Origin of the sequence: Chryseobacterium mucoviscidosis (genome assembly GCF_002177115.1) — a bacterium.
GTDB classification, from domain to species: Bacteria; Bacteroidota; Bacteroidia; order Flavobacteriales; family Weeksellaceae; genus Chryseobacterium; species Chryseobacterium mucoviscidosis.
Window position 1 is genome coordinate 448,748 of sequence record NZ_MVAG01000122.1, and the last position, 25,699, is coordinate 474,446.

At 35.9% G+C, this 25,699-nt stretch carries 27 protein-coding genes; all 27 read right to left on the reverse strand.

From position 1 onward, the window contains the following. Window position 1 precedes the first annotated feature (1 nt). The 27 genes from B0E34_RS13890 to atpB all read right to left on the reverse strand — a co-directional run bounded on the left by B0E34_RS13890 (window position 2) and on the right by atpB (window position 25,316). A complete protein-coding gene (locus tag B0E34_RS13890; RefSeq protein WP_087710336.1) occupies window positions 2-1,531 on the reverse strand; it encodes an MFS transporter in 1,530 nt (509 codons plus the stop codon). A 448-nt stretch (window positions 1,532-1,979) separates the two neighbouring features. After that, complete coding sequence (locus tag B0E34_RS13895; protein WP_087710338.1) at window positions 1,980-3,161, reverse strand: acetyl-CoA C-acyltransferase; 1,182 nt, start codon at window positions 3,159-3,161, stop codon at window positions 1,980-1,982. A gap of 56 nt (window positions 3,162-3,217) precedes the next feature. Beyond that, window positions 3,218-3,649, reverse strand: a complete 432-nt coding sequence (locus B0E34_RS13900) for a hypothetical protein (protein ID WP_087710340.1) — start codon at window positions 3,647-3,649, stop codon at window positions 3,218-3,220. A gap of 7 nt (window positions 3,650-3,656) precedes the next feature. Then, window positions 3,657-4,046: a hypothetical protein gene (locus B0E34_RS13905; protein ID WP_087710342.1), complete on the reverse strand. Its 390-nt coding sequence runs from the start codon at window positions 4,044-4,046 to the stop codon at window positions 3,657-3,659. 475 nt (window positions 4,047-4,521) lie between these two features. Next, complete coding sequence (locus B0E34_RS13910) at window positions 4,522-5,904, reverse strand: nucleoside permease (RefSeq protein WP_087710344.1); 1,383 nt, start codon at window positions 5,902-5,904, stop codon at window positions 4,522-4,524. 22 nt (window positions 5,905-5,926) lie between these two features. After that, a complete protein-coding gene (locus B0E34_RS13915) occupies window positions 5,927-6,526 on the reverse strand; it encodes a bifunctional nuclease family protein (RefSeq protein ID WP_087710346.1) in 600 nt (199 codons plus the stop codon). A 189-nt stretch (window positions 6,527-6,715) separates the two neighbouring features. Next, entirely contained in the window at window positions 6,716-7,663 is a 948-nt protein-coding gene (locus B0E34_RS13920; RefSeq protein WP_087710348.1) for an electron transfer flavoprotein subunit alpha/FixB family protein, read from the reverse strand. 82 nt (window positions 7,664-7,745) lie between these two features. Next, window positions 7,746-8,492 carry an electron transfer flavoprotein subunit beta/FixA family protein gene (locus tag B0E34_RS13925; RefSeq protein WP_087710350.1) on the reverse strand — a complete coding sequence of 249 codons (747 nt, stop codon included), beginning with the start codon at window positions 8,490-8,492 and terminating at the stop codon, window positions 7,746-7,748. A 183-nt stretch (window positions 8,493-8,675) separates the two neighbouring features. Then, window positions 8,676-9,383, reverse strand: coding sequence for an SDR family oxidoreductase (locus B0E34_RS13930; protein ID WP_087710352.1), 708 nt, complete (start codon window positions 9,381-9,383; stop codon window positions 8,676-8,678). Between the two features lie 140 nt (window positions 9,384-9,523). Beyond that, the gene (locus tag B0E34_RS13935) at window positions 9,524-10,441 is read right to left on the reverse strand and encodes a T9SS-dependent choice-of-anchor J family protein (protein WP_087710354.1); all 918 of its coding nucleotides are present in this window, start codon (window positions 10,439-10,441) and stop codon (window positions 9,524-9,526) included. A gap of 160 nt (window positions 10,442-10,601) precedes the next feature. Next, entirely contained in the window at window positions 10,602-11,606 is a 1,005-nt protein-coding gene (locus tag B0E34_RS13940; RefSeq protein WP_087710356.1) for a T9SS type A sorting domain-containing protein, read from the reverse strand. A gap of 89 nt (window positions 11,607-11,695) precedes the next feature. Further along, window positions 11,696-13,075, reverse strand: coding sequence for a dipeptidase (locus B0E34_RS13945; protein WP_087710358.1), 1,380 nt, complete (start codon window positions 13,073-13,075; stop codon window positions 11,696-11,698). 302 nt (window positions 13,076-13,377) lie between these two features. Continuing rightward, entirely contained in the window at window positions 13,378-13,650 is a 273-nt protein-coding gene (locus B0E34_RS13950) for a hypothetical protein (protein ID WP_076390073.1), read from the reverse strand. 120 nt (window positions 13,651-13,770) lie between these two features. After that, entirely contained in the window at window positions 13,771-14,919 is a 1,149-nt protein-coding gene (locus B0E34_RS13955; protein ID WP_087710360.1) for a THUMP-like domain-containing protein, read from the reverse strand. A gap of 6 nt (window positions 14,920-14,925) precedes the next feature. After that, on the reverse strand, window positions 14,926-15,366 hold the full coding sequence (locus tag B0E34_RS13960; RefSeq protein ID WP_087710361.1) for a DinB family protein: 441 nt from the start codon (window positions 15,364-15,366) through the stop codon (window positions 14,926-14,928). 82 nt (window positions 15,367-15,448) lie between these two features. After that, complete coding sequence (locus B0E34_RS13965) at window positions 15,449-16,600, reverse strand: methylmalonyl-CoA mutase family protein (protein WP_087710582.1); 1,152 nt, start codon at window positions 16,598-16,600, stop codon at window positions 15,449-15,451. Between the two features lie 169 nt (window positions 16,601-16,769). Then, the gene (locus B0E34_RS13970; RefSeq protein ID WP_087710363.1) at window positions 16,770-17,123 is read right to left on the reverse strand and encodes an FtsB family cell division protein; all 354 of its coding nucleotides are present in this window, start codon (window positions 17,121-17,123) and stop codon (window positions 16,770-16,772) included. Between the two features lie 2 nt (window positions 17,124-17,125). Beyond that, window positions 17,126-17,740: a uridine kinase gene (gene udk, locus B0E34_RS13975; RefSeq protein ID WP_076390068.1), complete on the reverse strand. Its 615-nt coding sequence runs from the start codon at window positions 17,738-17,740 to the stop codon at window positions 17,126-17,128. Between the two features lie 200 nt (window positions 17,741-17,940). Further along, window positions 17,941-18,246, reverse strand: a complete 306-nt coding sequence (locus B0E34_RS13980; protein ID WP_087710365.1) for an ATP-dependent Clp protease adaptor ClpS — start codon at window positions 18,244-18,246, stop codon at window positions 17,941-17,943. A 21-nt stretch (window positions 18,247-18,267) separates the two neighbouring features. Continuing rightward, on the reverse strand, window positions 18,268-19,626 hold the full coding sequence (locus B0E34_RS13985; protein ID WP_087710367.1) for a hemolysin family protein: 1,359 nt from the start codon (window positions 19,624-19,626) through the stop codon (window positions 18,268-18,270). Between the two features lie 102 nt (window positions 19,627-19,728). Beyond that, window positions 19,729-20,592, reverse strand: coding sequence for an ATP synthase F1 subunit gamma (atpG, locus tag B0E34_RS13990; RefSeq protein ID WP_076390064.1), 864 nt, complete (start codon window positions 20,590-20,592; stop codon window positions 19,729-19,731). Window positions 20,593-20,677: 85 nt separating this feature from the next. Continuing rightward, window positions 20,678-22,255: a F0F1 ATP synthase subunit alpha gene (gene atpA, locus B0E34_RS13995; protein ID WP_076390063.1), complete on the reverse strand. Its 1,578-nt coding sequence runs from the start codon at window positions 22,253-22,255 to the stop codon at window positions 20,678-20,680. 34 nt (window positions 22,256-22,289) lie between these two features. Beyond that, window positions 22,290-22,775 (reverse strand): hypothetical protein, encoded by a 486-nt coding sequence (locus B0E34_RS14000; protein ID WP_087710369.1) that lies wholly within the window; start codon window positions 22,773-22,775, stop codon window positions 22,290-22,292. A 13-nt stretch (window positions 22,776-22,788) separates the two neighbouring features. Next, window positions 22,789-23,328 (reverse strand): ATP synthase F1 subunit delta, encoded by a 540-nt coding sequence (gene atpH, locus B0E34_RS14005; RefSeq protein ID WP_087710371.1) that lies wholly within the window; start codon window positions 23,326-23,328, stop codon window positions 22,789-22,791. Window positions 23,329-23,330: 2 nt separating this feature from the next. After that, complete coding sequence (locus tag B0E34_RS14010; protein ID WP_087710373.1) at window positions 23,331-23,825, reverse strand: F0F1 ATP synthase subunit B; 495 nt, start codon at window positions 23,823-23,825, stop codon at window positions 23,331-23,333. Between the two features lie 99 nt (window positions 23,826-23,924). Beyond that, window positions 23,925-24,143, reverse strand: coding sequence for an ATP synthase F0 subunit C (locus tag B0E34_RS14015; protein ID WP_007844726.1), 219 nt, complete (start codon window positions 24,141-24,143; stop codon window positions 23,925-23,927). A 45-nt stretch (window positions 24,144-24,188) separates the two neighbouring features. Further along, window positions 24,189-25,316, reverse strand: a complete 1,128-nt coding sequence (gene atpB / locus B0E34_RS14020) for a F0F1 ATP synthase subunit A (protein ID WP_087710375.1) — start codon at window positions 25,314-25,316, stop codon at window positions 24,189-24,191. Window positions 25,317-25,699 lie beyond the last annotated feature (383 nt).

Genomic DNA, 25,699 nt, shown 5'->3' on the forward strand with positions numbered 1-25,699 from the left:
ATTATTTTTTCTGGGTATTGAGCTTCAAAAATCGTATTAAAATTAATCCTACAAAGAAAAACAATGCCATTGAAAATGCTGCGAACCTCATTCCTGAAGCAGAAGGCAGCGTAACATCAATTTTAGCAAAAATGGCTCTTAAAGAATCGTATTTGTCGATAAATAAAGCAAAAACAAATGTTCCGACAATGATGGCAATTTTTTCCAGAACATCGTAAAAACTGAAAAACGTTGTGTTTTCCATTGAGTTTTCGGGTAAAAGTTTGGAATAGGTAGATCTGGACATTGCCTGAAGTCCTCCCATTACCAAACCTACAACAGCAGCTACACCATAAAACTGATATTCTACTGTAGGGTTTTCTTTGTTTAGGAAATATGCCCAGATGCAGGCAACGATCCAAAGAATAATTGCAATGGTAATTACGTTTTTGTTTCCGATTTTTCTTGATAATCTTGAGAAAATTACGGCTCCGATGATGGCTTCAATCTGAATGACCAAAAGTGTTCCGATGAGTTTATCCTGTGGAAGATTGATCTCACTTTTCCCAAACAGGGTTGCCATCAGGAAAATGGTCTGCATTCCTACGCTGTAAAAAAAGAAGCTGGAAAGGAAAAATTTCAAGTTTCTATCTTTGAAAAGACCTTTTCCTACTTTAAACAATTCATGAAAGCTTTCTTTAGCGATATCTTTATAGAAGCTTAAATTGTCTTTTAAAACTTCGAAGAATCCACCCTGTTCTTTGTGCCTTTTGAAGATGTTTTTATAGTTTAAAAGCACCAAGTCTTTCGGAAGTTTTTCTTTCACATCACCGAACTGAGGCAAATGTTTGAAGGTATACTGAGAAAAACCGAACCACCAAGCTCCGGTTAATAAAAAGCTGATTCTTGTGAAAAGCAACTGTTGTGCAGCGCCTTTTGCAAAAACCTGGATTAAAAGTAAACAGATTATTACCAAAACTACCGATCCGATGTATCCGTAAACGTATCCTTTTGCGGAAAGTGCATCCTGCTTGTCTCTGGTTGCAATGTCCGGTAAAAAGGAGTTGTAAAATACCAGACTTCCCCAAAATCCGACACTTGCGGTAATGCTGAAGAGTAACCCTAAGAATACGTTGTGCATTCCGGTAAACATTGCCAATCCCATGCAGGAGGTAGCGCCTAAATAGCAGAAAAACTGAAGGAAAGATTTTTTGTTTCCTATTGTATCTGCCAAAGAAGATAAAAACGGAGATAATAAAACCACTACAAAGAAGGAAATTGTTAAGGAATATCCGTACACGGCATCGGGTTGATATTCTTTTCCGAAGATCTTAATCATGTGTCTTACAGGGACATCAATCCAGGATTTTGTTTCCGCTACATATTCTTTCTTTTCGTACGCTGTGGTAAGAATAGAATAGTAAATAGGGAAAATAGTAGAAGTAATTACCAAAGAATAAACGGAGTTTGCCCAGTCATAAACCGCCCAAGCTTTCATGATCTTTGGATTATTCTTTATGTTTTGAGTTTGCAGGTTCTCAATTTCAGACATTTCAAATAAATATTAATAAACACAAAAATAGCAAAACCGCTGAATATTCGTAGTTTTTTATTTTGTTTGAAGGAAATTTTATTATTGGGTTAAAGTTGCTGTACGTAAAATGGTTTTTCAGGATGCGTAAGTTATCTGAAAATGGTTCCTATTGTGTCTGACTATTTTTCGGACGAAAAAACGTTCTACATCAATTAGGCATTGTATTTTTTTAATTGAGTTTGATTTTTAAAAGTTTTTTAACCTTTCAAATGATTTTTACCGATAATTTCTATGGATGGGTGTAGTTGTAGCCCCGATTGCAGCTTTGTCTGAGCTCATTTTGGGATTCGGCGGCGGCTTTTGCCGCCGCCGAATCCCAAAATAGCGAGTGCGGAAAGCGGGAAAAAGCTCCAAAAAAAAATCCGAAAGTAAAACTTCCGGATTCTGAATATATCAATATAAATGATTATTGCATATTTTCGATAACGATTGCAGAAGCACCGCCACCTCCGTTACAGATTGCTGCTGCGCCGTATTTACCGTTATTCTGCTTTAAAACGTTGATAAGAGTCACGATAATTCTTGATCCTGAACTTCCAAGAGGGTGACCAATTGCCACGGCTCCACCGTTCACATTTACTTTAGAAGCATCCAGCCCTAAGATTTTGTTGTTTGCCAAACCTACAACAGAGAAAGCTTCGTTGAATTCGAAGAAATCGATATCTGAAACCTCTAACCCTGCTTTTTTAAGAGCAATCGGTAAAGCTTTTGCAGGTGCTGTAGTGAAGTCTTCAGGAGCCTGCGCTGCATCTGCGTAAGAAACGATTTTTGCCAAAGGTTTAAGTCCCAATTCTTCCATTTTTTCTTTAGAAACAAGAATTAAAGCAGAAGCTCCGTCGTTTAATGTAGAAGCGTTTGCTGCCGTTACTGTTCCTTCTTCTTTTTTGAATACTGTAGGAAGTGAAGGAATTCTGTCGAAATTTACGGTTTTATATTCTTCATCTTCTGCAAAAACGATTGGATCTCCTTTTCTCTGAGGGATTTCCACAGGGACAACCTCATCAGCGAATTTACCTTCAGACCAGGCTTTTGCTGCTCTTTTGTAAGATTCTATGGCGAAATTATCCTGCTCTTCTCTTGAAATGCTGTAATCTGTTGCACATTTTTCTGCACAAACTCCCATGTGAACTTTGTTGTAAACATCTGTAAGACCGTCCAGAACCATTCCGTCCTGCATTTTTACATCGCCCAACTTTGCCGCATTTCTTGCGTTATAGTAATGTGGAACTGAGGACATATTTTCCATCCCTCCTGCAACAATTACGTCTGCATCTCCTGCTTTAATTGCCTGTGCAGCCATAGAAACTGCTTTCATTCCGGATGCACAAACTTTATTTACCGTAGTAGAAGGCGTTTCGTTAGAAAGTCCCGCTCCCAAAGCAACCTGACGCGCCGGAGCCTGTCCTTCTCCCGCCTGTAAAACGTTCCCCATATAGATTTCCTGAACCTGTTTAGGATCCAGACCGATTTTGTCTAATGCTCCTTTTACAGCAACTGCTCCCAGTTTAGTTGCAGGAACTGCTGATAAACTTCCCAAAAAACTTCCCATCGGAGTTCTTACTGCGGAAACGATGAATACTTCTTTCATTTTTTATAATTCTATTTTTTACGTTTAGTTGAAGCCGAATTATATGATCCGGCTGTTTATTTTTTATTTTCTTTTACTTTTACCAATACAAAATCGTAGGTATCGTTCTCGAATTTTGACTGGATTTTTACATAATTATCCTGCGTGGCAAGAACTTTATTGCTTAAAACATCGCCTACTTTTATGGGATGTTCTTTTTCGCTTTTTTCAACAACGACTAATTTATAATCGCAGTCGCCTACAAAAACCATGGATAATTTTATAAAATCTTTACCGTCGTTATAATATTCGGTCTGTATATTATCTTTTACGGTCATGTACCAAAGATTGGGAGGATAATTCATTCTAAAGAATTTCCCTTCTTTGATGTTGGCGCATTTTGCAGGATTGTCAACAGGTTTATTTTTTGCTGCCACCTTCGTCTGTGCATTTGCGTATGATGCACCAAGAAAAAATACTCCGATCGAAAATATTTTAAAAAAATTCATACGTGAATTATGCTTTTACTTTATTATTTTTAACTAAAATGATGATGAATGCTCCTAAAAATTCTAAGATCCAGCCCCATTTTAACTTTACAATTCCTGCCAGTTTATCCTGCCAGGATTTAAACGGCATAAAGCTGAAGTAATCTGAAGCCTGAAGTTTTACAGCGATGAGTGTAAAAATAAACAGGACGACTAAAAGAACTCCAAAAATCTTCGAAACTTTTGCGTTATTGTTTGCAATACCAAACAGGGCTCCTGCCGACAAAATCCAACAGATTATTGCCAGAGAATGATCGAGCTTCCAATAGTTCCAGTTTCCGATGATGGGAACGTGAACAAGTGGCAGAAAACTTCCTGCAACCACCAATATCAATCCTAATAACTGAATATTTTTCATATTTCTTAAAGTGCCAAAATACAAAAAAAAACACACTTCAAAAAGTGTGTTTTTCTATGATGAAGATTCATATTAAAAATTGATATATAACAGCTCCAGTCCTATCTGAATGCCATATTTGTTATTAATTTTTGCCTGATCATTAAATATGGGTGTGAAATCTTTTTTCACGAAAATATTAAGCGGATCCGGTTGAAAGAAAATTTTCTCCCAAAAAAAGAAAATATTTAACCTATCTGGAATATCTTGCTATATTTTATATGACTACTATGTTCCTTTTAAGAATTTTAATTTAAAAGTTTTCTTATTTCTCCGATCCTGCTTTTTTGCCAGTTTAAAATTCTCTTCTAAATTCTTCATTAATTAGTTTCTGTTTATAAGACGAGATATTTTTGAAAGGGTTGCCTGAATATCAAAAAAAATTGCACTTTTTCTGAAAGTGCAATTTAATATATTCGTTATCAATACGATAAAATTAATGTTTGATATCTGATGTCTGAATAGGGGTATGTTTGTGCCTGAACAGAACAGCAAATAAAAGAGCTAAAACCAACGCATAGGCTGCGAAAGAAAGCCAGATATTATGCCAGTCTTTTACCATTACAATAGAAGACAGCGTCCCGTCCGGATTTACCGCAGAATTGAAACTCTTTTGCAGAATTCCTAAAAAAGTCTGATTATCAGGCGTTGTTTCAAGATAATTTGCCAGTGAAGAAGCGGTAGTAAATTTGTGGGTGAAGAATTTATCAATTGCCCAGCCTGCTGCATAACTTCCGAAAACCGCTCCAAAACCATTCGTCATCATCATGAATAATCCCTGAGCCGAGGAACGTATTTTTTTATCGGTAGTGGTTTCCACAAAAAGCGATCCCGAAATATTGAAGAAATCGAAAGCCATCCCGTAAACCACGCATGAAAGAATGATTAAACTTAAGCCAAATCCTTCCGGAATACCATAAGCAAAGAAACCGAATCTTAAAACCCAGGCAAACATTGAAATCAACATTACTTTTTTAATTCCGTATCGTTTTAAAAAGAAAGGAATCGCCAAAATAAACAAAGTTTCAGAAACCTGAGAAATGGACATAATAATGGTAGATCTTTTCACTACGAAAGAGTCTGCATATTTCGGAAAATGTTCAAATTCACTCAGGAATACGTCTCCGTAAGCATTAGTAAGCTGTAAAGCCGCTCCTAAAAGCATGGAAAATAAGAAAAACAAAGCTGTCTTGTAATCTTTGAACAGTTTAAAAGCATTTAAGCCTAATTGCTCCGACAATGGTGCTTCTTTGTCTATTAATTTTTGTGGAGGACATTTTGGTAACGTTAAAGCGTAAATTCCTAAGAAAACAGCAACCGCTCCTGCAATATAAAACTGTCCTTCCGTAGCTTTGTTTCCTGTAAGATTGGTAATCCACATGGCTACAATAAAACCAATAGTTCCCCAAACACGGATAGGAGGAAAATCTTTTACCACATCCAACTCACTATTTTTAAGAATAGTATAAGATATTGAATTGGCTAATGCAATTGTAGGCATATAAAAACACATGGCAACAAGCATTACCGTGAAGAAAGAACCGGGATCCGCCGAGTGAGGCAGAATGAAAAGCACAATACCGTATAAAATATGTAACGCTGAAAAAATTCTTTCTGCGTTTACCCAACGGTCGGCAATAATTCCGGTGATGGTCGGCATAAAAATGGAAGCAATCCCCATGGTTCCGAAAACAGCACCAAACTGCGCTCCGTCCCAATGTTTTGTACCGAACCAAAAATTAGCCATCGTAATCAGCCATGCTCCCCAAACGAAGAACTGCAGAAAACTTAAGATGGTCAGTCGTAATTTTAAGTTCATAAGTCAGTATAAATAATCTCTTTTAGTCAATTTTTTTCTTTCTCCTCCTGATTTCTTCCTGAATTTCAAGAGCAGTATCGTAATCTTCTTCTTTCACTGCTTCATCCAATAACTTCTGCAATTCTTCCATTGAAATGGATTTCAGGTTATCTTCTGCCTGAACGGTTTCGGAAAATGACTGTTCTTCTTTGGATACATCTTCCAGTTCCAGTAGAATTCCGGCTTCGTTCAGCACCTGTTGTGTGGTAAAAATAGGCGCATCAAACCGCACTGCCATCGCTACCGCATCAGAAGTTCTTGCATCTAAGATAAGTTCTTCGTCAGTAGCCTTATTTTTAAAGTTGATATTTGAGAAGAAAACGCCGTCTACAATCTGATAGATGATAACGGATACAAGTTCGTAATTTGCAGAATGTATAAATTTTGTAAATAAATCGTGTGTAAGAGGACGAGGGGGATGAATGTCTTTCTCAAGCCCCAAAGAAATGGATTGTGCCTCAAAATTCCCTATAACAACAGGTAATTTAATATGTGTTTCTTCATGTTCCAATAGTAGTGCGTACGCCCCGGATTGTGTCTGGCTGTACGATATCCCGCGTATAATTAACTGTTTATAATCCATAGCTACAAATATAGATTAATTTTTCAAAGTTTTTTTTACTTTTTAGACAAAAATAAAAGCCCGAAATGGGCTTTTATATGCGAATTGTGAATTAACGACATTGCCAATTTTACTTCGTAAGTGAATTTTTCGAGATATCCATTAAAAATTTATATCTGAAATAATTGACGATTATCAATTCACTTTTTTTTATCCTTTAAGAGCTTTAATTTTTTCTGTTAATGCAGGGATAATCTGGAAAGCGTCTCCTACTACTCCATAATCTGCTGATTTGAAGAACGGTGCTTCAGGATCACTGTTGATTGCAACGATTGTTTTAGAAGAGTTCACTCCCGCCAAATGCTGAATTGCTCCGGAAATACCGATGGCAATATAAAGATTGGGAGAGATTGCTTTACCGGTCTGTCCTACGTGTTCTGAGTGAGGTCTCCATCCGATGTCTGAAACCGGCTTGGAACAAGCTGTAGCTGCACCCAAAACGTTTGCAAGATCTTCTACCATTCCCCAGTTTTCAGGACCTTTCATTCCTCTTCCTGCTGAAACAACTACTTCCGCTTCTTTTAGGTCTAATTTTCCTGAACTCTGCTCGTGAGAGATTACTTTAGTATCTTCATTTGCAACAGACAGATTTTTTACTTCTTCTGAACCTGAAACTGCATTTTCCTTCACTCCGAAAGCGTTTTGGGATACTGTTACAATAACTCCGTTCCCTTCTGCTTTTGCATGCATAAATCCTTTTCCTGAAAAAGCTCTTCTTTTCACCTGAAACGGAGAAAGGCTTTCAGGAGCTTCCAGTACATTCGTAACTAAAGAATGTCCGTTCATTACTGCCAACATCGGAGCAATGGAAGAAGCATCTGTTGTATGAGGGAAAACGATGATGTTTCCGTTTGCCACTTCACTTACCGCCTGAGCGTAAGCTTTAGCGGAGAAACTTTTAAGACCTTCGTCTTTAATGTTGATTACGTTTGATGCTCCATATTTATATAATAGATCTGAAGAATCTGTAGGGTTTACAGAGATTGCCGTTACGGTATCTCCTGCCTGATCTGCAACAGTTTTAGCATAAGAAACTGCTTCAAAAGCCGCTTTTTTGTAAACTCCGTTTATATTTTCTGCGTATACGAATACTGCCATTTTTTGAATTTTAAAAAATTAAAGGTTTAGGTTTAGGCTAAGATTTAGAATTTAAATTTAAAACTCAGTCTTAGCCTCAATATTAGATAACTTTCGCTTCTTCGTGAAGTAATCTTACCAATTCATCCAAATTATCCGGAGAAACCAGTTTTACAGCAGCTCTTGGCGGAACGCTGTCATAAGAAACTCCCTGAACTTTCACCTCAGAAGAAGTAGGTTCCACTACCTGCAAAGGTTTTGTTCTTGCAGACATAATTCCTCTCATGTTAGGAATGATAAGATCTTTTTCGTCTACCAATCCTTTCTGACCCGCGATTACAGCCGGTAATTTTACAGAAATGGTTTCTTTACCTCCTTCAATTTCTCTTACTGCAGTAGCTTCGCTTCCGTTTACTTCTAAACCTACAGAAGCATTTACAAAAGGCTGGTTCAATAACTGAGCAACCATTCCCGGAACAGAACCTCCGTTATAATCGATCGATTCTTTACCGCAAAGGATTAAGTCGTATCCGCCGTTTTGTGCAACTGCTGCAATTTCTTTAGCTGTAGAGAAACTGTCTTTAGGATCAAGATTTACTCTTACGGCATCGTTTGCCCCAATTGCCAAAGCTTTTCTTACAACAGGCTCTGTAGAAACATCTCCTACATTAATTACTGTAACTGTAGCACCTTGAGATTCCTGTAATTTTATTGCTTTTGTTAACGCAAATTCGTCAAGAGGATTAATTACCCACTGAATTCCATTTTTGTCGAATGCAGATTTATCCGCTGTAAAGTTAATTTTGGAAGTAGTATCCGGAACACTACTTATACAAACTAATATTTTCATATGTTGTTCTTATTGTTTTAATGGTCAGATGAAACTTTTCGGTTCCATGTGTACTATTTTTATGCTTCAATAAAATTTAAAGAAACTTTAAATTTCAGTTAAATTATGTTTCGCTAATATAAATAAAAAATATATTATGCATGCATAGTACTTATTATTTTACTATTCAATGCATTAAAGTCATTATTTAGTGGGTTTTGTTGCCCGAAATTCGATCTTACTCGGTAAAACTCTCGGGTTCATTTTTAAAATATCCAAAACCAGATTCCCCATATCTTCGGGCTGGATCTTCCATGCGTCTTTTTCCGAAGGAATATTTCCGTTGAAATGCGTGGCTACAGAACCCGGCATAATTACCGTAGATTTGATGTTATACTTTCTCAAATCAATCATTGCAGCCTGCGTGAAACCTACTACGCCAAATTTTGAGGCATTGTAGCCCGTACCGTTTTCGAAGAAATTTGCTCCCGCCAGACTTGAAACGGTGATGTAATATCCTTCTGTTTTTTTCAGTTCTTCCACGGAAGCTTTTAATGTGTAGAAAACACCTGTCAGATTTGTTTCAATCATATCATTCCACTCTTCAGCAGAAAGTTCATCAACAGGCTTAAAAATTCCCAAACCGGCATTTGCAATCACAAAATCGAGTCTGCCAAATTTTTCTTTTGTCTGTTGTACCGCTTTTTCTTCGTTTTCAAGAACTTTTACATCCGATACAATTCCCAGAACATTTTCAGAAATCAGCTTTAATTCCTGTTCAGCTTTTTCTACATCTTCTTTTTTTCTTCCCGAAAATGCAACTGAAACTCCGTTTTCAAGTAAAATTCTGGCAATTCCGAAACCAATTCCCTTTGTTCCACCTGTGATGTATGCTACTTTATCTTTGATCATATTATTGCGAATTTAAGTTCTTAAAAATAGCAAAAATGCTTTAAATAAAGTAATTTTTATTGCCTAACATTTGTCAGTTTATTAAATCAAATAAAAAAGCGCTCCGAGTAGAAGCGCTTTGAAAACAATATAGAATTAATTTATTTTTTGATGAATTTCTGGGAAATTTTATTTCCTTTCGACTCCATGTTTATTATATATGATCCGGAATTAAGATGTTTTACATTTATCTTATCTCCTTCCACTTTTACCTCAACTTTTTTACCTGCAATGTCAAAAACTTCAATATTGCTGAATTTATCTGCTGATTTGATGGATATGTAATCTGTTGTAGGGTTTGGATATACAGATATGCTTTTTTCATTTAAGGCAACATCATTGGTAGATAATGTAGGTCTGTCAATAGAAAAAGTATCGATTCCTATAAGATCCGAATTGCTTCCGCTTGGTCCTCCGTCTGTAACGTAATATCTAAAAGCAAATCTTACCGGAACCGGATTTGCACCTACTCCCGTAACGGTAAAGCTGTATTTTGTCCATGTTTTAGGATAAACAAAACCTGAAGCCAGATTTGGATTCACAGATACACCTAAGTTGGTAAAAGATCCGACAGCGGAAGCTCCTGTTGTAGGAAGAACCGCACCGGCTGCCAATGCGTATCTCAGCTCCAGACGATCGGGATAATCTATCGTCCCGTCTGTTCCCTTTCTGGAATAAAAGCTCACAATATCTCCATCTTTTACGTCTATGGCATTTGTAAATAACCAGTTGCTGATTGTCCCCGCTCCTGATGTACTTGTGTAATTTACCAACGCAAAAGAATTTGCACCTCCTGCCTGTCCTACAGGAACAGTGGTGGTATTGCCGCTCCCGAACAGAGGATTTGTAAGAGGGGTCGCGTAGGTTGCTTTTGTCCAGACCGAAGTGGTTACCGGACTGCTCTGATTAGAGGTTGTCCAGTTTGTGAAAGCGGTATCAAAACCATAGCTGTAAACGTTGGTCTGCGCATTCATCGAGACTAGGCTCAGAATTGAGCCGAGTAGTAAAATTTTTCTCATATCATTAAAATTTAGTTTTATAAATATATTAATAATATTTTGAAAATAAAACAATTATATTTAAAATATAACATTGATACCACATTTTTAATGTATTATTTTAACTAAAACGGCTGCATTTATGATAATGCAACCGTTTTTAATATAAACAATTTCTTTTCTATTCTTTAATCAGTTTTTTAGTAATTAAACCTTGATCTGTTTTAATTCCCAATACATAATTTCCCATTGCCAAGCCAGAAACATTCACTTTATTTCCGCTTAAAGGAAGATCGATTCTTTTTCCGGAAAGATCATAAACGTATACTGAAAGTATTTTATTTTTACCTTCAATCGTTACAATATCTTTTGCAGGATTAGGATAAATATCAATAATTTCTTTTGTATTCGAAACTTCTTCTTTAGTAGCAAGAATTGTATTGTTGGAATAAGATAAATTAAAATTATCAATTGCCCAGTTATAAGCTACAGAATTTCCTGAAGCATTAATATTATAAGTACGGTATTGCCCCACATCCAAAGCGGGAATTAAGGCATATCCTGAAGGAGGAGTAGAGAAAGTGTAGCTTTCCTGTGGAGTATACCAATTCATTACTCCGGTTGTCATATTATACGCCATTCCTACATTAACCCACGTGTTCGCAGGGTAGGTTCCTCCTAAAGTTTTAATACCAAAGAAACCTCTTGTTCCGGCATTGGTTAATGTACCTCCTGCTGTTATAGTTTTGGTAGCTACATTGTAAATAAGACTTACGATTACTCCGGGAGTTGTTGCGTCATCAAAAAGGGTAATGTACACAGATCCTGTACCGTTTGCAGATCCTGTATAAAAATTACAGGTCGCTTTGATAATATCATTTCCTGCTGTAGCATTAACTCCTACCAGTTTAACCACAGAATGGTTATTGGGATCGCTTGTCGCTACATATCCTGAACCCGCTGTAATTTTTAATGAATTTGCATGAGCAGCATCAATAGTAGCGATCTGGTAATCTGAAGCAACACCGTTTAACAGATAATAGCCTCCCTGCCCTGCAGAAGCTCCTGTAAAGTTTGTCCCGACATTTCCGGGTGTTAGGCTGTTAAAATTCTGGCTGTCAATAACCTGTCCGTAAATACTGCCTATAGAAAGTATTCCGGAAATAAAAAGTAGAATTTTTTTCATTAGATTTCAATTAATTTATTAGCATGTTAAATATATAAAAAAATCCCTTAGAAAAAAATCTAAGGGACTCATTTATTGATTGTTAAAATTTACTTGGAATAATTCTCGAAAAATAACGGAATACTTTCAATTCCTTTATAAAAATTGAATAATCCGTAATGTTCGTTTGGAGAATGGATGGCATCAGAGTCTAATCCGAAGCCCATTAAAACGGATTTTGCTCCCAAAACCTGCTCAAACATAGCGGTAATCGGGATGCTTCCTCCTCCTCTGTAAGGAAGAACCTCTTTTCCGAAGGCTGATTCCATTGCCTGTTTTGCCGCCAAAAACTCTTTGGTATCAGTTGGTAAAACATAAGGCATTCCTCCATGATGCGGAGTAACTTTTACTTTTACATTTTCCGGAGCGATTTTTTCAAAATATTTTGTGAATTTTTCGGTGATTTCTTCCGGAGTCTGATAAGGAACCAGACGCATTGAGATCTTGGCAAAAGCTTTTGAAGGAATTACGGTTTTTGCTCCTTCTCCTGTATAACCTCCCCAAATTCCGTTGCAGTCTAATGTTGGACGGATAGATGTTCTTTCGAGTGTTGTATATCCTTTTTCTCCTTCCACACCATTTAAGCCGATGGATTTTTTGAATTCTTCAGGATTATCTTTCAGCTTATTCATATCTGCTCTGTCTGAATCTGAAACGGTTTCCACATTATCGTAGAATCCATCGATTGTTATGTGACCGTCTTCGTCAATTAGTTTTGCAATCATTCTTGACAGGACGTGGATCGGATTTGGAACTGCTCCTCCGTAAAGCCCGGAATGCAGGTCTCTGTTCGGACCTTCCACCTCTACTTCCACATAGCTTAACCCTCTTAAACCTGTTGTTACCGTAGGCTGCTCGTTGCTGTAAATATGGGTATCTGAAATCAGAATGCAGTCACAAGAAAGTTTTTCTTTGTTTTCATTTACCCAATCTCCTAAACTTACCGAACCTACTTCTTCCTCTCCTTCTAAAATAAATTTTACATTACAAGGAAGCGCATTGGTTTTCATCATGGCTTCAAAAGCTTTAAGATGCATGAAAAACTGTCCTTTATCGTCTGCTGAACCTCTTGCAAAGATGGCTCCTTCAGGATGAAGTTCTGTTTTTTCGATATACGGTTCAAATGGTGGTTTTGTCCACAGTTCCAACGGATCTGCAGGCTGAACGTCATAATGTCCGTAGACTAAAACCGTAGGTAAATCTGTATTTAAAATTTTTTCTCCGTACACGATAGGATAGCCTTTGGTCTGGCAAACTTCCACATTATCTGCTCCTGCATTTTTAAGGTGTTCCGCTACTACATCCGCACATTTCAAAATATCGTTTTTATAAGCCGGATCGGCAGAAATGGAAGGTATTCTCAGTAATTCAAATAATTCATCCACGAAACGCTGTTTGTTTTCGCTGATGTAATTTAATGTCTCTTGCATTGTAAAATATTATTTTGCTAAAAATAAAAAATTTGCCCCGCAGGAACAAACAAAAACGTATAATTTTACTCAGGTCTGAAGTGTGTTTTCTAAAAATATTAATCTGAAAGGTATTTTACTCCTCAAATTAAATCACAGACTTCAGTTTAGCCGTGATTGCAGCATTTGTCTGAGCTCATTTTCTGGGTTTCGGCGCGGCTTCGCCGCGCCGAAACCCAGAAAATAGCGAGTGCGGAAAGCGCGAAACAGCTCCAAAAAAAATATCCCACATTGCTGCGGGAGATTTTATATGGTACTTTTAATTAGTGTTCAGCTTTTGGAGCTTCTTTAGCTTCGGCAGGTTTTGCAGTTGCTGTACTGTCTGTTTTCGGCGCTTCAGCTTCGTGCTTTTCTGCAGTTGCCTCTTCTGTATGCATTGTTGCAGCTTCGTGACCATGACCTTCACCTTGAGGATCGTCTGAATATCTTTCTGCTCCTTCTTCAAGTTTCAGAGTATTCTTGTTTCCTCCTGCAGCTACTTTTTTACAGCTTACAGCCATTGCTGCGATCGCTAAACATATAACTAATTTTTTCATATGTAAAATTTATTTTTTTAAGGTCATCAGAATCATTTTGTCTGGATAAGCAAAAGACGATTCTTATTTTAATTTTTAATTGCCCAAAATTAAGGATTCCTATTTTTTTCGGCAACATTTTTATACTGATTTTAGTATAATTTTTCCTTTTTTGGATTGTGTAAAAATAAGATAGTTTTCTCCACCGTCTTTCAGGTTGTATTTCTTCTTAATTTCTTCCGGTTTTAGAGGATAATTTTTGGAAATGATATTGAACTGGCTTTTCTTCACAATCTGTTTAGCTTCAACAACTTCCATCTCTAAAATCCTTCCGGGAAAATCAGTTATCTTTTGATTTGACGTGTAAAGATGTGTATTCGGATGTAATTTTTTTAATTTGAATTTTTCTGAGATTACATTAAAAACTCCGGCTTTTAAAACCGAGTTATTGGGAATGTAGATGTATTTTTCAGGTTCACCAAATTCTGCTGCTGCATTTTCTTCACTGCCAAAATCAAAGCTGAATTCTGCTTCATGACTTTCGAGGTTTACACAACGACAGATGATTTTGTCTGAATTTTGGTTTGACAGAAATACAACGACTTCTTTAACATCATTTTTTAAGGCGATAATATCGATCCTGAAAAGGTTGGGTAAAACAGACACCAGATATTTGAGATCAATTAAGGGTGAAAGTTTTATCACGACCTCATTGGAGATAGAAAGTAGTTTTTCGTGGATTTCAATAATATCAGGCGAAAGATCTTCGAGTAAAAAAACTTTATTTTTATTGTGGTCTCTTCGCGCAGGATCGAGATAGATGACATCGTAAGTTTCTTTATTTTCATTTAAAAAATCTTCGAGGTTCTGGTTGACAAACTTTGCTTTCCTTCCTAAAACGCTCCAATTGTGTTCAACAATTGCCAGAAGTTCAGCATTTTGTTCCACCAAAGTTATTTCTTCGAAATTTTTTGATAAATAATAGGCATCAATTCCAAAGCCGCTGGTTAAATCGATGAACTTCTTACCTTTTAAGATCTCAGATTTGTACAATGCTGTTTTTTCGGAGGAAGACTGCTCTAAATTCAGTTGTGGCGGAAAAATAATTCCTTCTTTAAGCAGAAAAGGAAATTTCTTCTGTGCAACCTGCTTTCCTTTGATCTGCTGAACAATTTCCTGTATAGAAACTTCCGGAAACGGGGATTTTTTTAATAACAAAGAATGCAAATCTGCGTTTAGATTTGCATTGATAAATTGCTGAATTTCCTGATATAAAATTTCTTTTTTCAAAGTTTTTTATCTTTTATAAAAAATGTAATCCGCTAAAATAGGAGTAATTCCGCTTTGTTTCAATAACGAATTGATTTGTCCTCTGTGATAAGTGGAATGATTAATTGCCTGAAAAAGGATTTCGAAAACTGTGTTTTCAAATTTTGTTCCTCTTGAATTCTGATATTCTATTTTTTGATCCGGATCAAATTTCTGAACAATTTCAAGGCTTTTATTAAAGTTTTGCTGATTAATCCCGTTTAAATTTTCAAAAGGGTTAATCTGCCAAACCTCAAAAGATTTTTCATTTAAAATCCGCGAATTCCAAATTTGTTGGGCATTTAAAGTATGATTGATAAGACTGATTGTTTTTTCATCAACCTTTTCAAGATTTTCAGAAATAATTTTAATCATTTCTTTGTTGAAATGATAAGTATATTCGAATAAATCAACTAATTTTTCTTTCATACTAAGTTACAAATCAGATTCTTTTTTGAACAGCATTGTATCTGGTGATAATGGATCTATCTTTTCATGATATTTTCAAAAATTATTCAAACATTTCCGCCCAGCGAACGGATTTAATTTCTTTTTCGCTGTATAATTCCTCAATAGACTTTTTAACGTCTAATTTCGGGTATAAATTAACGCCAATCAGCTTTATTTTTCCTTCTTCCACCCACTTCTGCTCTTCAATGGCGTGATCGTAGATTTTTTTCTGAACAGTTCCCTGCTTCAAAAGTTCGAGATAGCCTCCGTTCTCCTCTATTTCCACAAAAAATGCCCAAGATTTCTCTGCGATCTGTCGGGTAATATCTTCTACATAATAACTTCCGTTAGATGCATCTTCAAAAACATTGATGATGCTTTCATACGCAAGAACAATCTGCTGTTTGAAAGAAATTTCTTCTGAATTTTCGGTACTTTTTTCTACCAGATAATTATTGCTGAAAACCGCATCTGCTCCGCCGATCATGGCTGCTGCAAGTTCTAAAGTAGAACGGATCAGGTTGTTTTCGTTATCGGAAACGGCTTTATTTCTCAGGGAAGTTTCTGCAAAAATGTATGGAATTTCGTCCAGATCGTATTCTTTTGACAATTGATTGAAAACTATTTTAAAGGCTCTCAGTTTAGCCATTTCAAAGAAGTAATTTCCGCCGACTGCTATTCTGAAGATGAGTTTGTTTACAATTTCTGAACCGTAGATTTCTACAAGTTCTTTGGTTTTTGCCAAAGCAATTCCCAATTGCTGAACAATAGAGGCTCCAGCGTTCTGATGATGGGAAATATCTATACAAATATTTCTTCTGAACTGTTTTGCTAGTAATTCTTTGACCAACTGATCGTTAATTACAGCTTGTTTTTCATCAAAAACATCAATTAGTGAAAAGTATTGATCTTGTTCTTCGGGACTGATGTGTCCTGCCAACTCTTCATTGTTTATAAAAATTGTTTTCTGCTCGAGATTTTCTACATTTTGGTCTAAAATAAATGCAAAAACGTCTTCTTCTAAACTTTCATGATATTTTGCTACCAAATGGGTGCTTTCTTCAATTTTCGGCAGATTTACCAATGGTTTCTGCACAGCGTCGTAGAAAGGTTTTACCACAATTCCTTCCAGATTTTCTTTGGTAAGGATTGGATAAATATCGTCTGTTTTAAGCTGTTTTTTTACTAAATTTTCCCAGGCTGTATTTGACATAGTTTTTGTATGAATTTGTGAATGGTCAATAGTCAATCCGCTTCTATTCATCAATTTTTACTTGATTATAATCCTAACGCAAAGATTTTTCAATGATGATAAATGACGAACAATCATTTTAAAATTTACTTGCGAAGCAAAATTCATTATTGACAATTCATTAAAAAAATTATTTTTTCGCATTTGCGCTGTCAACTACCAGAATAAAAATTTCTTCATCCGGCTTTTTCATGAAGTAGTTTTCTCTTGCGTATTTTTCTTTTTCAGATTTGTTGTTCATCAGCTTTTTATAAAACGCATCGTTCTTTTCGTACTCGGTTTTATAGTATTGAAGCTGTTCTTCGTATTTGCTGATTTCGCCGTTCAGTTCATTGATTACAAGAAAGGAAGTTTTATCAAAGAAAATCATCCATACCAGAAACAGACAAATTGTAATGGTATATTTATTCAAAAAATATTTCTGAATAAGTTTGAATGTTTCAGACTTGGGCTGAATGTCTTTAATAAGCTTATTATCTTTCATTTCTAGTGTTTTCTCAACGAGTTTTTAATAACGGTGGTTAAAAAATCTATCGCAACGGAATTCTGTCTCATATTCGGGATGATAAGATCCGCTTCATTTTTGGAAGGTTCAATAAATTCCTGATGCATCGGCTTCAAAGTTGTCTGATAACGGTGTAATACTTCGTTAAGATCTCTTCCTCTTTCCTGTGTATCTCTTCTGATCCTTCTGATCAGCCTTTCATCCGAATCTGCATGCACAAAAACTTTCAGATCAAATTCCTTCAATAATTCCTTGTTGGTAAGAACGAGAATTCCTTCTACTACCAATACATTTTTAGGTTCTACGGTAACGTGATCTCCTGTTCTTCCATGCGTTACAAAGCTGTAAATCGGCTGCTCGATTGATTCGTTATTTTTTAAAGCTTTTACATGTTTTATCAGAAGATCAAAATCGATGGATTTGGGATGGTCATAATTTAAGGCTTCTCTTTCTGCCAATGTAAGATTATGATTATCATGATAATAGTTATCCTGTGAAAGGATGTTCATTCCTTCGATGTCAAGCTGCTGAATGATCTTATCAACAACCGTAGTTTTGCCGGAGCCTGTACCTCCTGCAATTCCTATTACAAGCATTATTTTTGTTTCTTTATAGTTTTTACAAATATACTATTTTACTTGAATGCAAATAAATATTAAAAGCTGAAATTGTTCAGAAAAAATACTGTACAAAAACACAGGATCATAAATTCCACTTTTAGCTTATGCCTTCTAATGAATTGATAATTGATTGCTCTCATAAAAAAAGCTCCGACGATGGTCGGAGCTGATCAATTTTATACGATTTCGCTGGTTAATTCTCTTGAAAGCAGTTTTTCGTGCATCGGTTTCAAAAGATCCATTGAGCCTGTTTTTACCGTGCATTTCCCTTTGAAATGAACCAGAATTGTACATTGCTCGGCTTGTTCTAACGTGTGTTTGCAAATCTCAATCAGACAATCAATAACATAATCAAATGTGTGAACGTCATCGTTATGCAAAACCAATTTATAGACTTCATCGGTCTCATCCAATACGAGAACTTCTTCTTCGTACTGACGTTTCGGATCTTCGTAATCTTTTATGCTGTTATAAAAAATCATGTTTACATGGTTTACAATAGATTAAACTTCTCCTATTTTTTCGGCAAGATCACTAATGCTGTTGGGTTCTTCATATACCAACTCTACAAGCTCTACACTTTTATTGTTCATTTTAAGAATCTTGAAATGATAATTTTCCAGATCAAATTCCTGATTTTCTTCCGGAATGTCGGCTAAAGCATGAAGAATAAAACCGGCTAATGTATTGTACTCGCTTTCTTCGGAAAGCGGTAATTTTTTAGGGATGAATTCATTGATTTCGTCCAATGGCTGTGTTGCCTGAACCCAGTATGTATTTTCTCCGATCTTGTCTACAATTTTTTCTTCATCGTCTTCTTCATCCTGAATTTCTCCTACAAGCTCCTCCAAAATATCTTCAAGAGTAATGATTCCTTCAGTTCCTCCGAATTCATCAATAACAATTGCCAAATGCTGCTTTTTCTGCTGGAAAATTTTCAGTAAGTCTGAAATCTTTTTACTTCCTACTACAAAAAATGCATCACGCATCAGTTCTTTAAGATCTTCATGATTCAGTTCGCCTTTTCTTTTTACAAATTCTCTGATGATTTCTTTAGTGTACAAAACACCAATCACGTTATCAATAGAATTTTCGTAGACCGGAATACGGGAATATCCGCTTTCCATGATTTTATTAATGATTTCATTGATATCTTCTTCAAAATCGATGGAAGTAATGTTCTGACGCGGAACCATGATCTGTTTTGCAGAATGATCTGTAAAATCAAATGCATTTTTAATGATCTCATAATTCTCCTCTTCAATTTCTCCACTGTCCGCACTTTGTTTTACCAAAAGCTGAAGTTCTTCTGTAGAGTGAATTTCATGTTCAGAAGCCGGATGAATTTTTACCAGTCTCAAAAAGGTATTCGACATTAAATTCATCAACCAGATAAAAGGCTTGAAAACTGTATAAAAAACTCTTAACGGAATTGCAGTTGCCATTGTAGTCGATTCTGATTTTCTGATGGCAATGGATTTCGGAATAAGCTCCCCGAAAACAATGTGCATGATCGTAATGAGCACAAAACTTGTAATCACTGAAATTGAAGTGATGGTTGCCTGACTAAGATCAATACTAAGAGAATGGAAAATATTTTCTACAATATGATGTAGCGCACTTTCCCCTACCCAACCTAAAGCCAGGGAAGCCAACGTAATACCAAGCTGTGTAGCGGAAAGATATTCATCAAGATGTTTGATGATATGCTCTGCCTGTTTTGCCATAGAATTCCCTTCTGCGGCTTTTATCTGAATCTGTGAATAACGAACTTTAACAATTGAAAATTCTGCGGCTACGAAAAAGCCATTAAGTAAAACAAGTAATAAGGCCAGCAAAAGCCTGACTATGTCCGAGTCCATTTAGAAATTATATAAATTTAGTTCTACAAATATATACAAAATAAAAATAACAAAAAAAGCATCGTGATCTACGATGCTTTAATATTGTGTTAAAATAATTCTTTACGAATTTTTCAAGGCTTCTGCTCCGGAAACGATCTCTAAGATTTCGTTTGTAATGGCAGCCTGTCTTGCTTTGTTGTAGAAGATGACCAAATCGTTCTTCAAAGCCTGCGCGTTGTCTGTTGCTTTGTGCATCGCCGTCATTCTCGCTCCGTGTTCAGAAGCTACTGAATCCAGGATTGCTTTGAAAACCTGAGTCTTGATTGACTTAGGAATAAGGTTATCTAAGATTTCTTCTCTGTTTGGCTCAAAGATATAATCTGTTTCTACCTGAGATTCTGTATTTTCAGGCATTGAGATCGGAAGAAGCTGTTCTGTAGTTACTTCCTGAGTCGCTGCATTAACGAATTTATTATAAATTAAATAAACTTCATCAAATTTACCTTCTTTGAAGCTGCCCATTACTGCTTCTGCAATGTGAGCTACCGCATCGAAGTTCAGGTTATCATACACAGCACTTTCGTTTGCATACACCGTACGCGTTCTTCTTACAGCATCAAAAGCTTTTTTACCAACAGAAAGAACTTCCACCTCGTATTGAGATTTGTTTTGAAACTGTGCATTAAGTTCCTTAACGATGGAAGAGTTAAAAGCTCCGGCAAGACCTCTGTTTGAAGTAATAGCGATGAAAAGTATTCTTTTTACTTCTCTTTTTTGAGCGTAAACAGAAATCTGATCAGGATCTGAACTGGAATTTACATTCTGGATAAGTTCCTGTAATTTCTCAGAATAAGGTCTTAACATTACGATTGCATCCTGTGCTTTTTTAAGCTTCGCAGCGGAAACCATTTTCATAGCACGGGTAATTTGCATCGTAGATGAAATTGACGTAATTCTGCCTCGTATTTCTTTTAAGTTTGCCATATTGGGTTAGTTGTTGGTTGTCGGTTGTTGGTTGCTAGTTTTAGAAAATTCTGTCAACTATCAACCAAAAACCATCAACTAATTTTTAGTTATATTTTGCAGCTAGATCGTTAGCAGCCTGCTTAAGAACACTTGTAATTGAATCATCAATTTTTCCTGCTTTAATGGCAGCCATTGTATCCGGATGCTTAGATCTTAGGAACTCGATGTATTCTATCTGGAATTCTTTTACTTTTCTGATAGGAACGTTTCTCAATAAGTTCTCTGTTCCTGCATAGATCATTGCAACCTGGCTGTCTACCGGAAGTGGAGAGTTTACCGGCTGCTTAAGGATTTCTACGTTTCTTTCCCCTTTAGAGATTACCGCTAATGTAGCAGCATCAAGGTCTGAACCGAACTTAGCAAACGCTTCTAATTCTTTATACTGAGCCTGGTCTAATTTAAGCGTACCAGAAACTTTTTTCATTGATTTGATCTGAGCGTTACCTCCTACTCTGGATACAGAGATACCTACGTTGATCGCAGGACGAACCCCTGAGTTGAATAGATCAGACTCCAAGAAGATCTGTCCGTCTGTAATAGAGATTACGTTGGTAGGAATATACGCAGATACGTCACCCGCCTGAGTTTCAATGATTGGAAGTGCTGTTAATGAACCACCACCTTTTACGATTGGTCTTAAAGACTCAGGTAAATCGTTCATCTGTCTTGCGATATTGTCATCCGCGATTACTTTCGCAGCTCTTTCCAATAATCTTGAGTGAAGGTAGAAAACGTCTCCAGGATATGCCTCACGACCCGGTGGTCTTCTTAAAAGTAGAGAAAGCTCACGGTAAGCAACTGCCTGTTTAGATAAATCATCATAAACGATCAAAGCTGGTCTTCCGGTGTCTCTGAAGAACTCACCGATTGCAGCTCCTGCCATTGCAGAATATACCTGCATAGGAACCGGATCCGATGCGTTAGCCGCAACGATTACCGTATACGCCAAAGCTCCTTTATCAGAAAGTGTTTTAACGATTTGTGCTACAGTAGACGCTTTCTGTCCGATAGCAACATATATACAATATACAGGGTTACCTGCATCAAAGAATTCTTTTTGGTTGATGATCGTATCGATCGCAACAGTAGTTTTACCTGTCTGTCTGTCACCGATGATAAGCTCTCTCTGTCCTCTTCCTACAGGGATCATAGAGTCGATTGCAACGATACCTGACTGTAAAGGTTCAGTTACCGGCTGTCTGTAAATAACTCCGGGAGCTTTTCTTTCCAATGGCATTTCGTATAAATCCCCAGTAATAGGACCTTTACCATCGATAGGGTTACCAAGAGTATCTACTACTCTTCCTAACATTCCTTCTCCTACTTTAATAGAAGAGATTCTGTTTGTTCTTCTTACTGTATCTCCTTCTTTTACTAATTTACTTTCACCAAGTAGCGCAACACCTACGTTGTCTTCTTCAAGGTTTAGTACAATACCTTCTACATCACTAGAAAATTTCACCAACTCTCCGTATTGTACGTTTTCTAACCCGTATACACGAGCAATACCATCACCGATGGTTAAAACTGTACCTACTTCCTCAACGTTTGATTGAGTATCGAAGTTGGCCAATTGCTGTTTTAAGATCGCAGATACTTCTGCCGGATTTATTTCTGCCATTGTATGGTTGTTTTTTCTTTTTTTAAAATAATTTTTATCTTCCTACACTGATATTAAAACCGTTTCTTGGTCTTGAATCCTGAATGATAACTGTTTGTTGTGAATGATTTGCAGCAGATTTTGAAAAATCATTTCCGTATTTCATCACAAAAACATCCAAGTTTTCCTTATTAAAAGAGAAATCATCATTAATTATATTAGCTTTATATATCAATTTCGCGATTTCCCATGGAGTATCTCTAATTTCAACTGTTTTATCTGTTCCAATAAATTTTACAATATAATAATTAGGAACACCTTCCGCAAAAATTTGTCTACTGTAATTCTGTTGAATATATTTCATGAAGACAAGTTCCTTTTTTGCTTTAGAAAACAATGAAACTGTACCATAGCCATTCTCATCTTCATATGATAACCATTCTTTATCATCAATCAGAACCACTGATTTCTTAAATTTTACCTTCTGTCCAAAAATAATACAAGAAGTAAATATAAAAAGACCAAATAAAACTTTTTTCATCTGTGTTGTTATATTAATTTAAGCTAAAATCTTTTTTAACCTGATTAAGTTTAGACTTCACAGAAGCATCTATTTGCTGGTCTCCAACTCTTAAAATATAACCTCCTAAAATTTCAGGTTTTACGTTAATCTGCAAATCAAAATTTGCATTGGTATTAACAAGATTGGAATTTCTTAAAATCTGATCTAGGTTTTCTTTGGAAAGCTGAGTTGCAGAGGTAACAGTTACTCTCTGTACTCCACTGATATCTTCAACTTTGTTAATAAATTCCTGAGCAATATTTTTCAACTGGTTTTCACGACCGTGTCTGATTACCAAAGTAATCAAGTTCTGTGAAGAAGCTGACAAACCTTTGAAAATCTCTTTTGCTACTTCTATTTTCTTTTTAGAATCGATGTATGGGGTAAGGAAGAATTTCTTTAAGTCCTGAGACTCATTCATCAACTTTACAACATCTTTCATTTCAGAAAATACAGTAGCCGTTTGACCTGACTCATTTGTAAAATCAAGTAAACCTTGTGCATATCTTTTAGCTACTTTAGATGTAAGCATTATTAGTTAAGGTTTGATTTGTTTAAATAATTTTGAACTAATTCGTTTTGAGCTTCGCTGTTGTCTAACTTCTGCTTCAAAATAGACTCCGCGATGTTTACTGATAAAGTACCGATCTGAGTTTTGATATCTGCCATTGCAGCATTTTTTTCAGCATTGATGGTTTGTTTAGCTGCTTCAATCATTTTATCTCCTTCTACTTTAGCAACATCTTTAGCTTCACCTACGATTTTATCTCTGATTTCTCTTGCTTCTTTAAGGATAGCATCTCTTTCGATTTTAGCCTCACGAATAATTCTCTCGTTATCCGCTTTTAATACTTCCATTTCCTTTTTAGCTAAAACAGCTTGATTTAGTGCATCCTGAATAGAAGTTTCTCTATCATTTACTGCATTTACAATTGGTTTCCAAGCGAATTTTGCAAGAAGAAATAATAGGATAACAAAAGTAAGCGTCATCCAAAACAAAAGTCCAATTCCAGGTTCTATAATTCCCATATCTGTAAATTCTTTTTTAAGTGTTATTTTATGGATTGTTTTTAAAATTCTTAGCAGCAGCCAACCGCTTAACTGCTAAGAATGTTTTTTTGAGGATAATTACTTGATGAAAGCACCAAAGATAATCGCGATAAGACCAGCACCTTCAATAAGACCAGCAGCAATAAGCATTGCTCCTTGAATCTTACCAGCTTGCTCAGGTTGTCTAGCGATAGCGTCCATTGCGTGACCTCCGATTTTTCCGATACCAAGACCTACTCCTAATACTGCTAAACCGATACCTACGTAAATTAATCCTGCTCCAGTTGATAAATCCATAATAAATAAATTATATAAGTTAAAATTATTTTTCTTTTTTGTTAATTAGTGAGCGTGTTCTTCATGACCATGCTCGTGTTCATGCTCCGCAACTGCAATACCAATAAACAATGCCGATAATACCGTAAAGATATAAGCTTGTAATGCAGCAACTAATAATTCCAATACGGAAACAAACAATGCTAATGGCACAGATGCAAATCCTAAGAATGGAGATTTGAAAATGAAGATTAGTGAAATAATCGCCAAGATCATAATGTGTCCTGCTGTAACGTTAGCGAAAAGTCGCATCATTAAAGCGAAAGGTTTTGTAAAGATTCCGATAATCTCAATTGGAACCATGATTGGGTACAACAAGATTGGAACTGGCGGCATAAAGATGTGTTTCCAATAATCTTTATTAGCACTGAATAATGTAATTAATAATGTAATGATTGCCAAAACCGCAGTGATTGCGATGTTACCTGTAAGGTTTGCACCAAATGGAAAGAATGGAATTAACCCGAATAAGTTGTTAAACCAAATAAAGAAGAATGCTGTTAACAAATACGGCATATATCTTTTATATTTAACTGATCCAATGTTTGGAATCGCCACTTCATCTCTAAGAAATACAATTACTGGCTCTAATAATTTCCCAGCCCCTTTTGGCAATTGAGATTTTTTATAATTCCTTGCCATTCCTATGAAAATAACTGCCATAAAAATAACTGACAAGAACATTGAAGCCGCATTTTTAGTAATTGAAAGATCAAAAAACACTTCGTTTGATTTTTGTTTTCCGCTAATAATTGAAAATAATGTTGCTTTTTCAATTCCTTTAGTAGAAACCACCTGACCTTCTTCTAAAGTATACCCATCATGTTCGTGACCATGCGCAATACTGCTTGAAAGAAAAGTATGCCAACCTTCATTATCCTTAATAATTACTGGTAAAGGAACAGAAACATGATGTTCTTCGCCGTTATCATCTTTTGTAGTCCATAAATGCCATTCGTTTGAATCACCAATGTGTTCCATGATCATCTTGGTCGCATTGAAGCTCTCTCCGGCTTCTTTGTTCTCTACTTTTTCAGCTGACTTTTCGCCTTCAGATTCATGTTGTGCATTAGCGAAACCACTAATGAATACAAATAAAAATGCGAAAAATAATGAAGAAATTTTTCTGTTCATATCTCTTTTTTAATCGTGTGCAAATATATCGATTTTATTAAACTTTACCAATATTAAAAATTGATTTTTATCATCAAAAATCAAGATTTATTAATCAGTCTTATTACAGGTATATATATTAGAAGAGAAGCTACAATAAAACATATCACAATAAAGAGAAAGTTCTCTATTGTTTTGTCAATTATTATCAATGATATTATCAGCCAAATAATATCTTTAGGCATATTTATCAATAAAAACTTCATCCCCGCATTTACCTTACCATATATATAATTTTTAAATATAGCATAAGCAGTAATATTTAATACCAAAATCAGCAATATGACAATTAAACTATCCATAAAATTCATTTTGCAAAAATAGAATTATAATTTCAAGGAAAG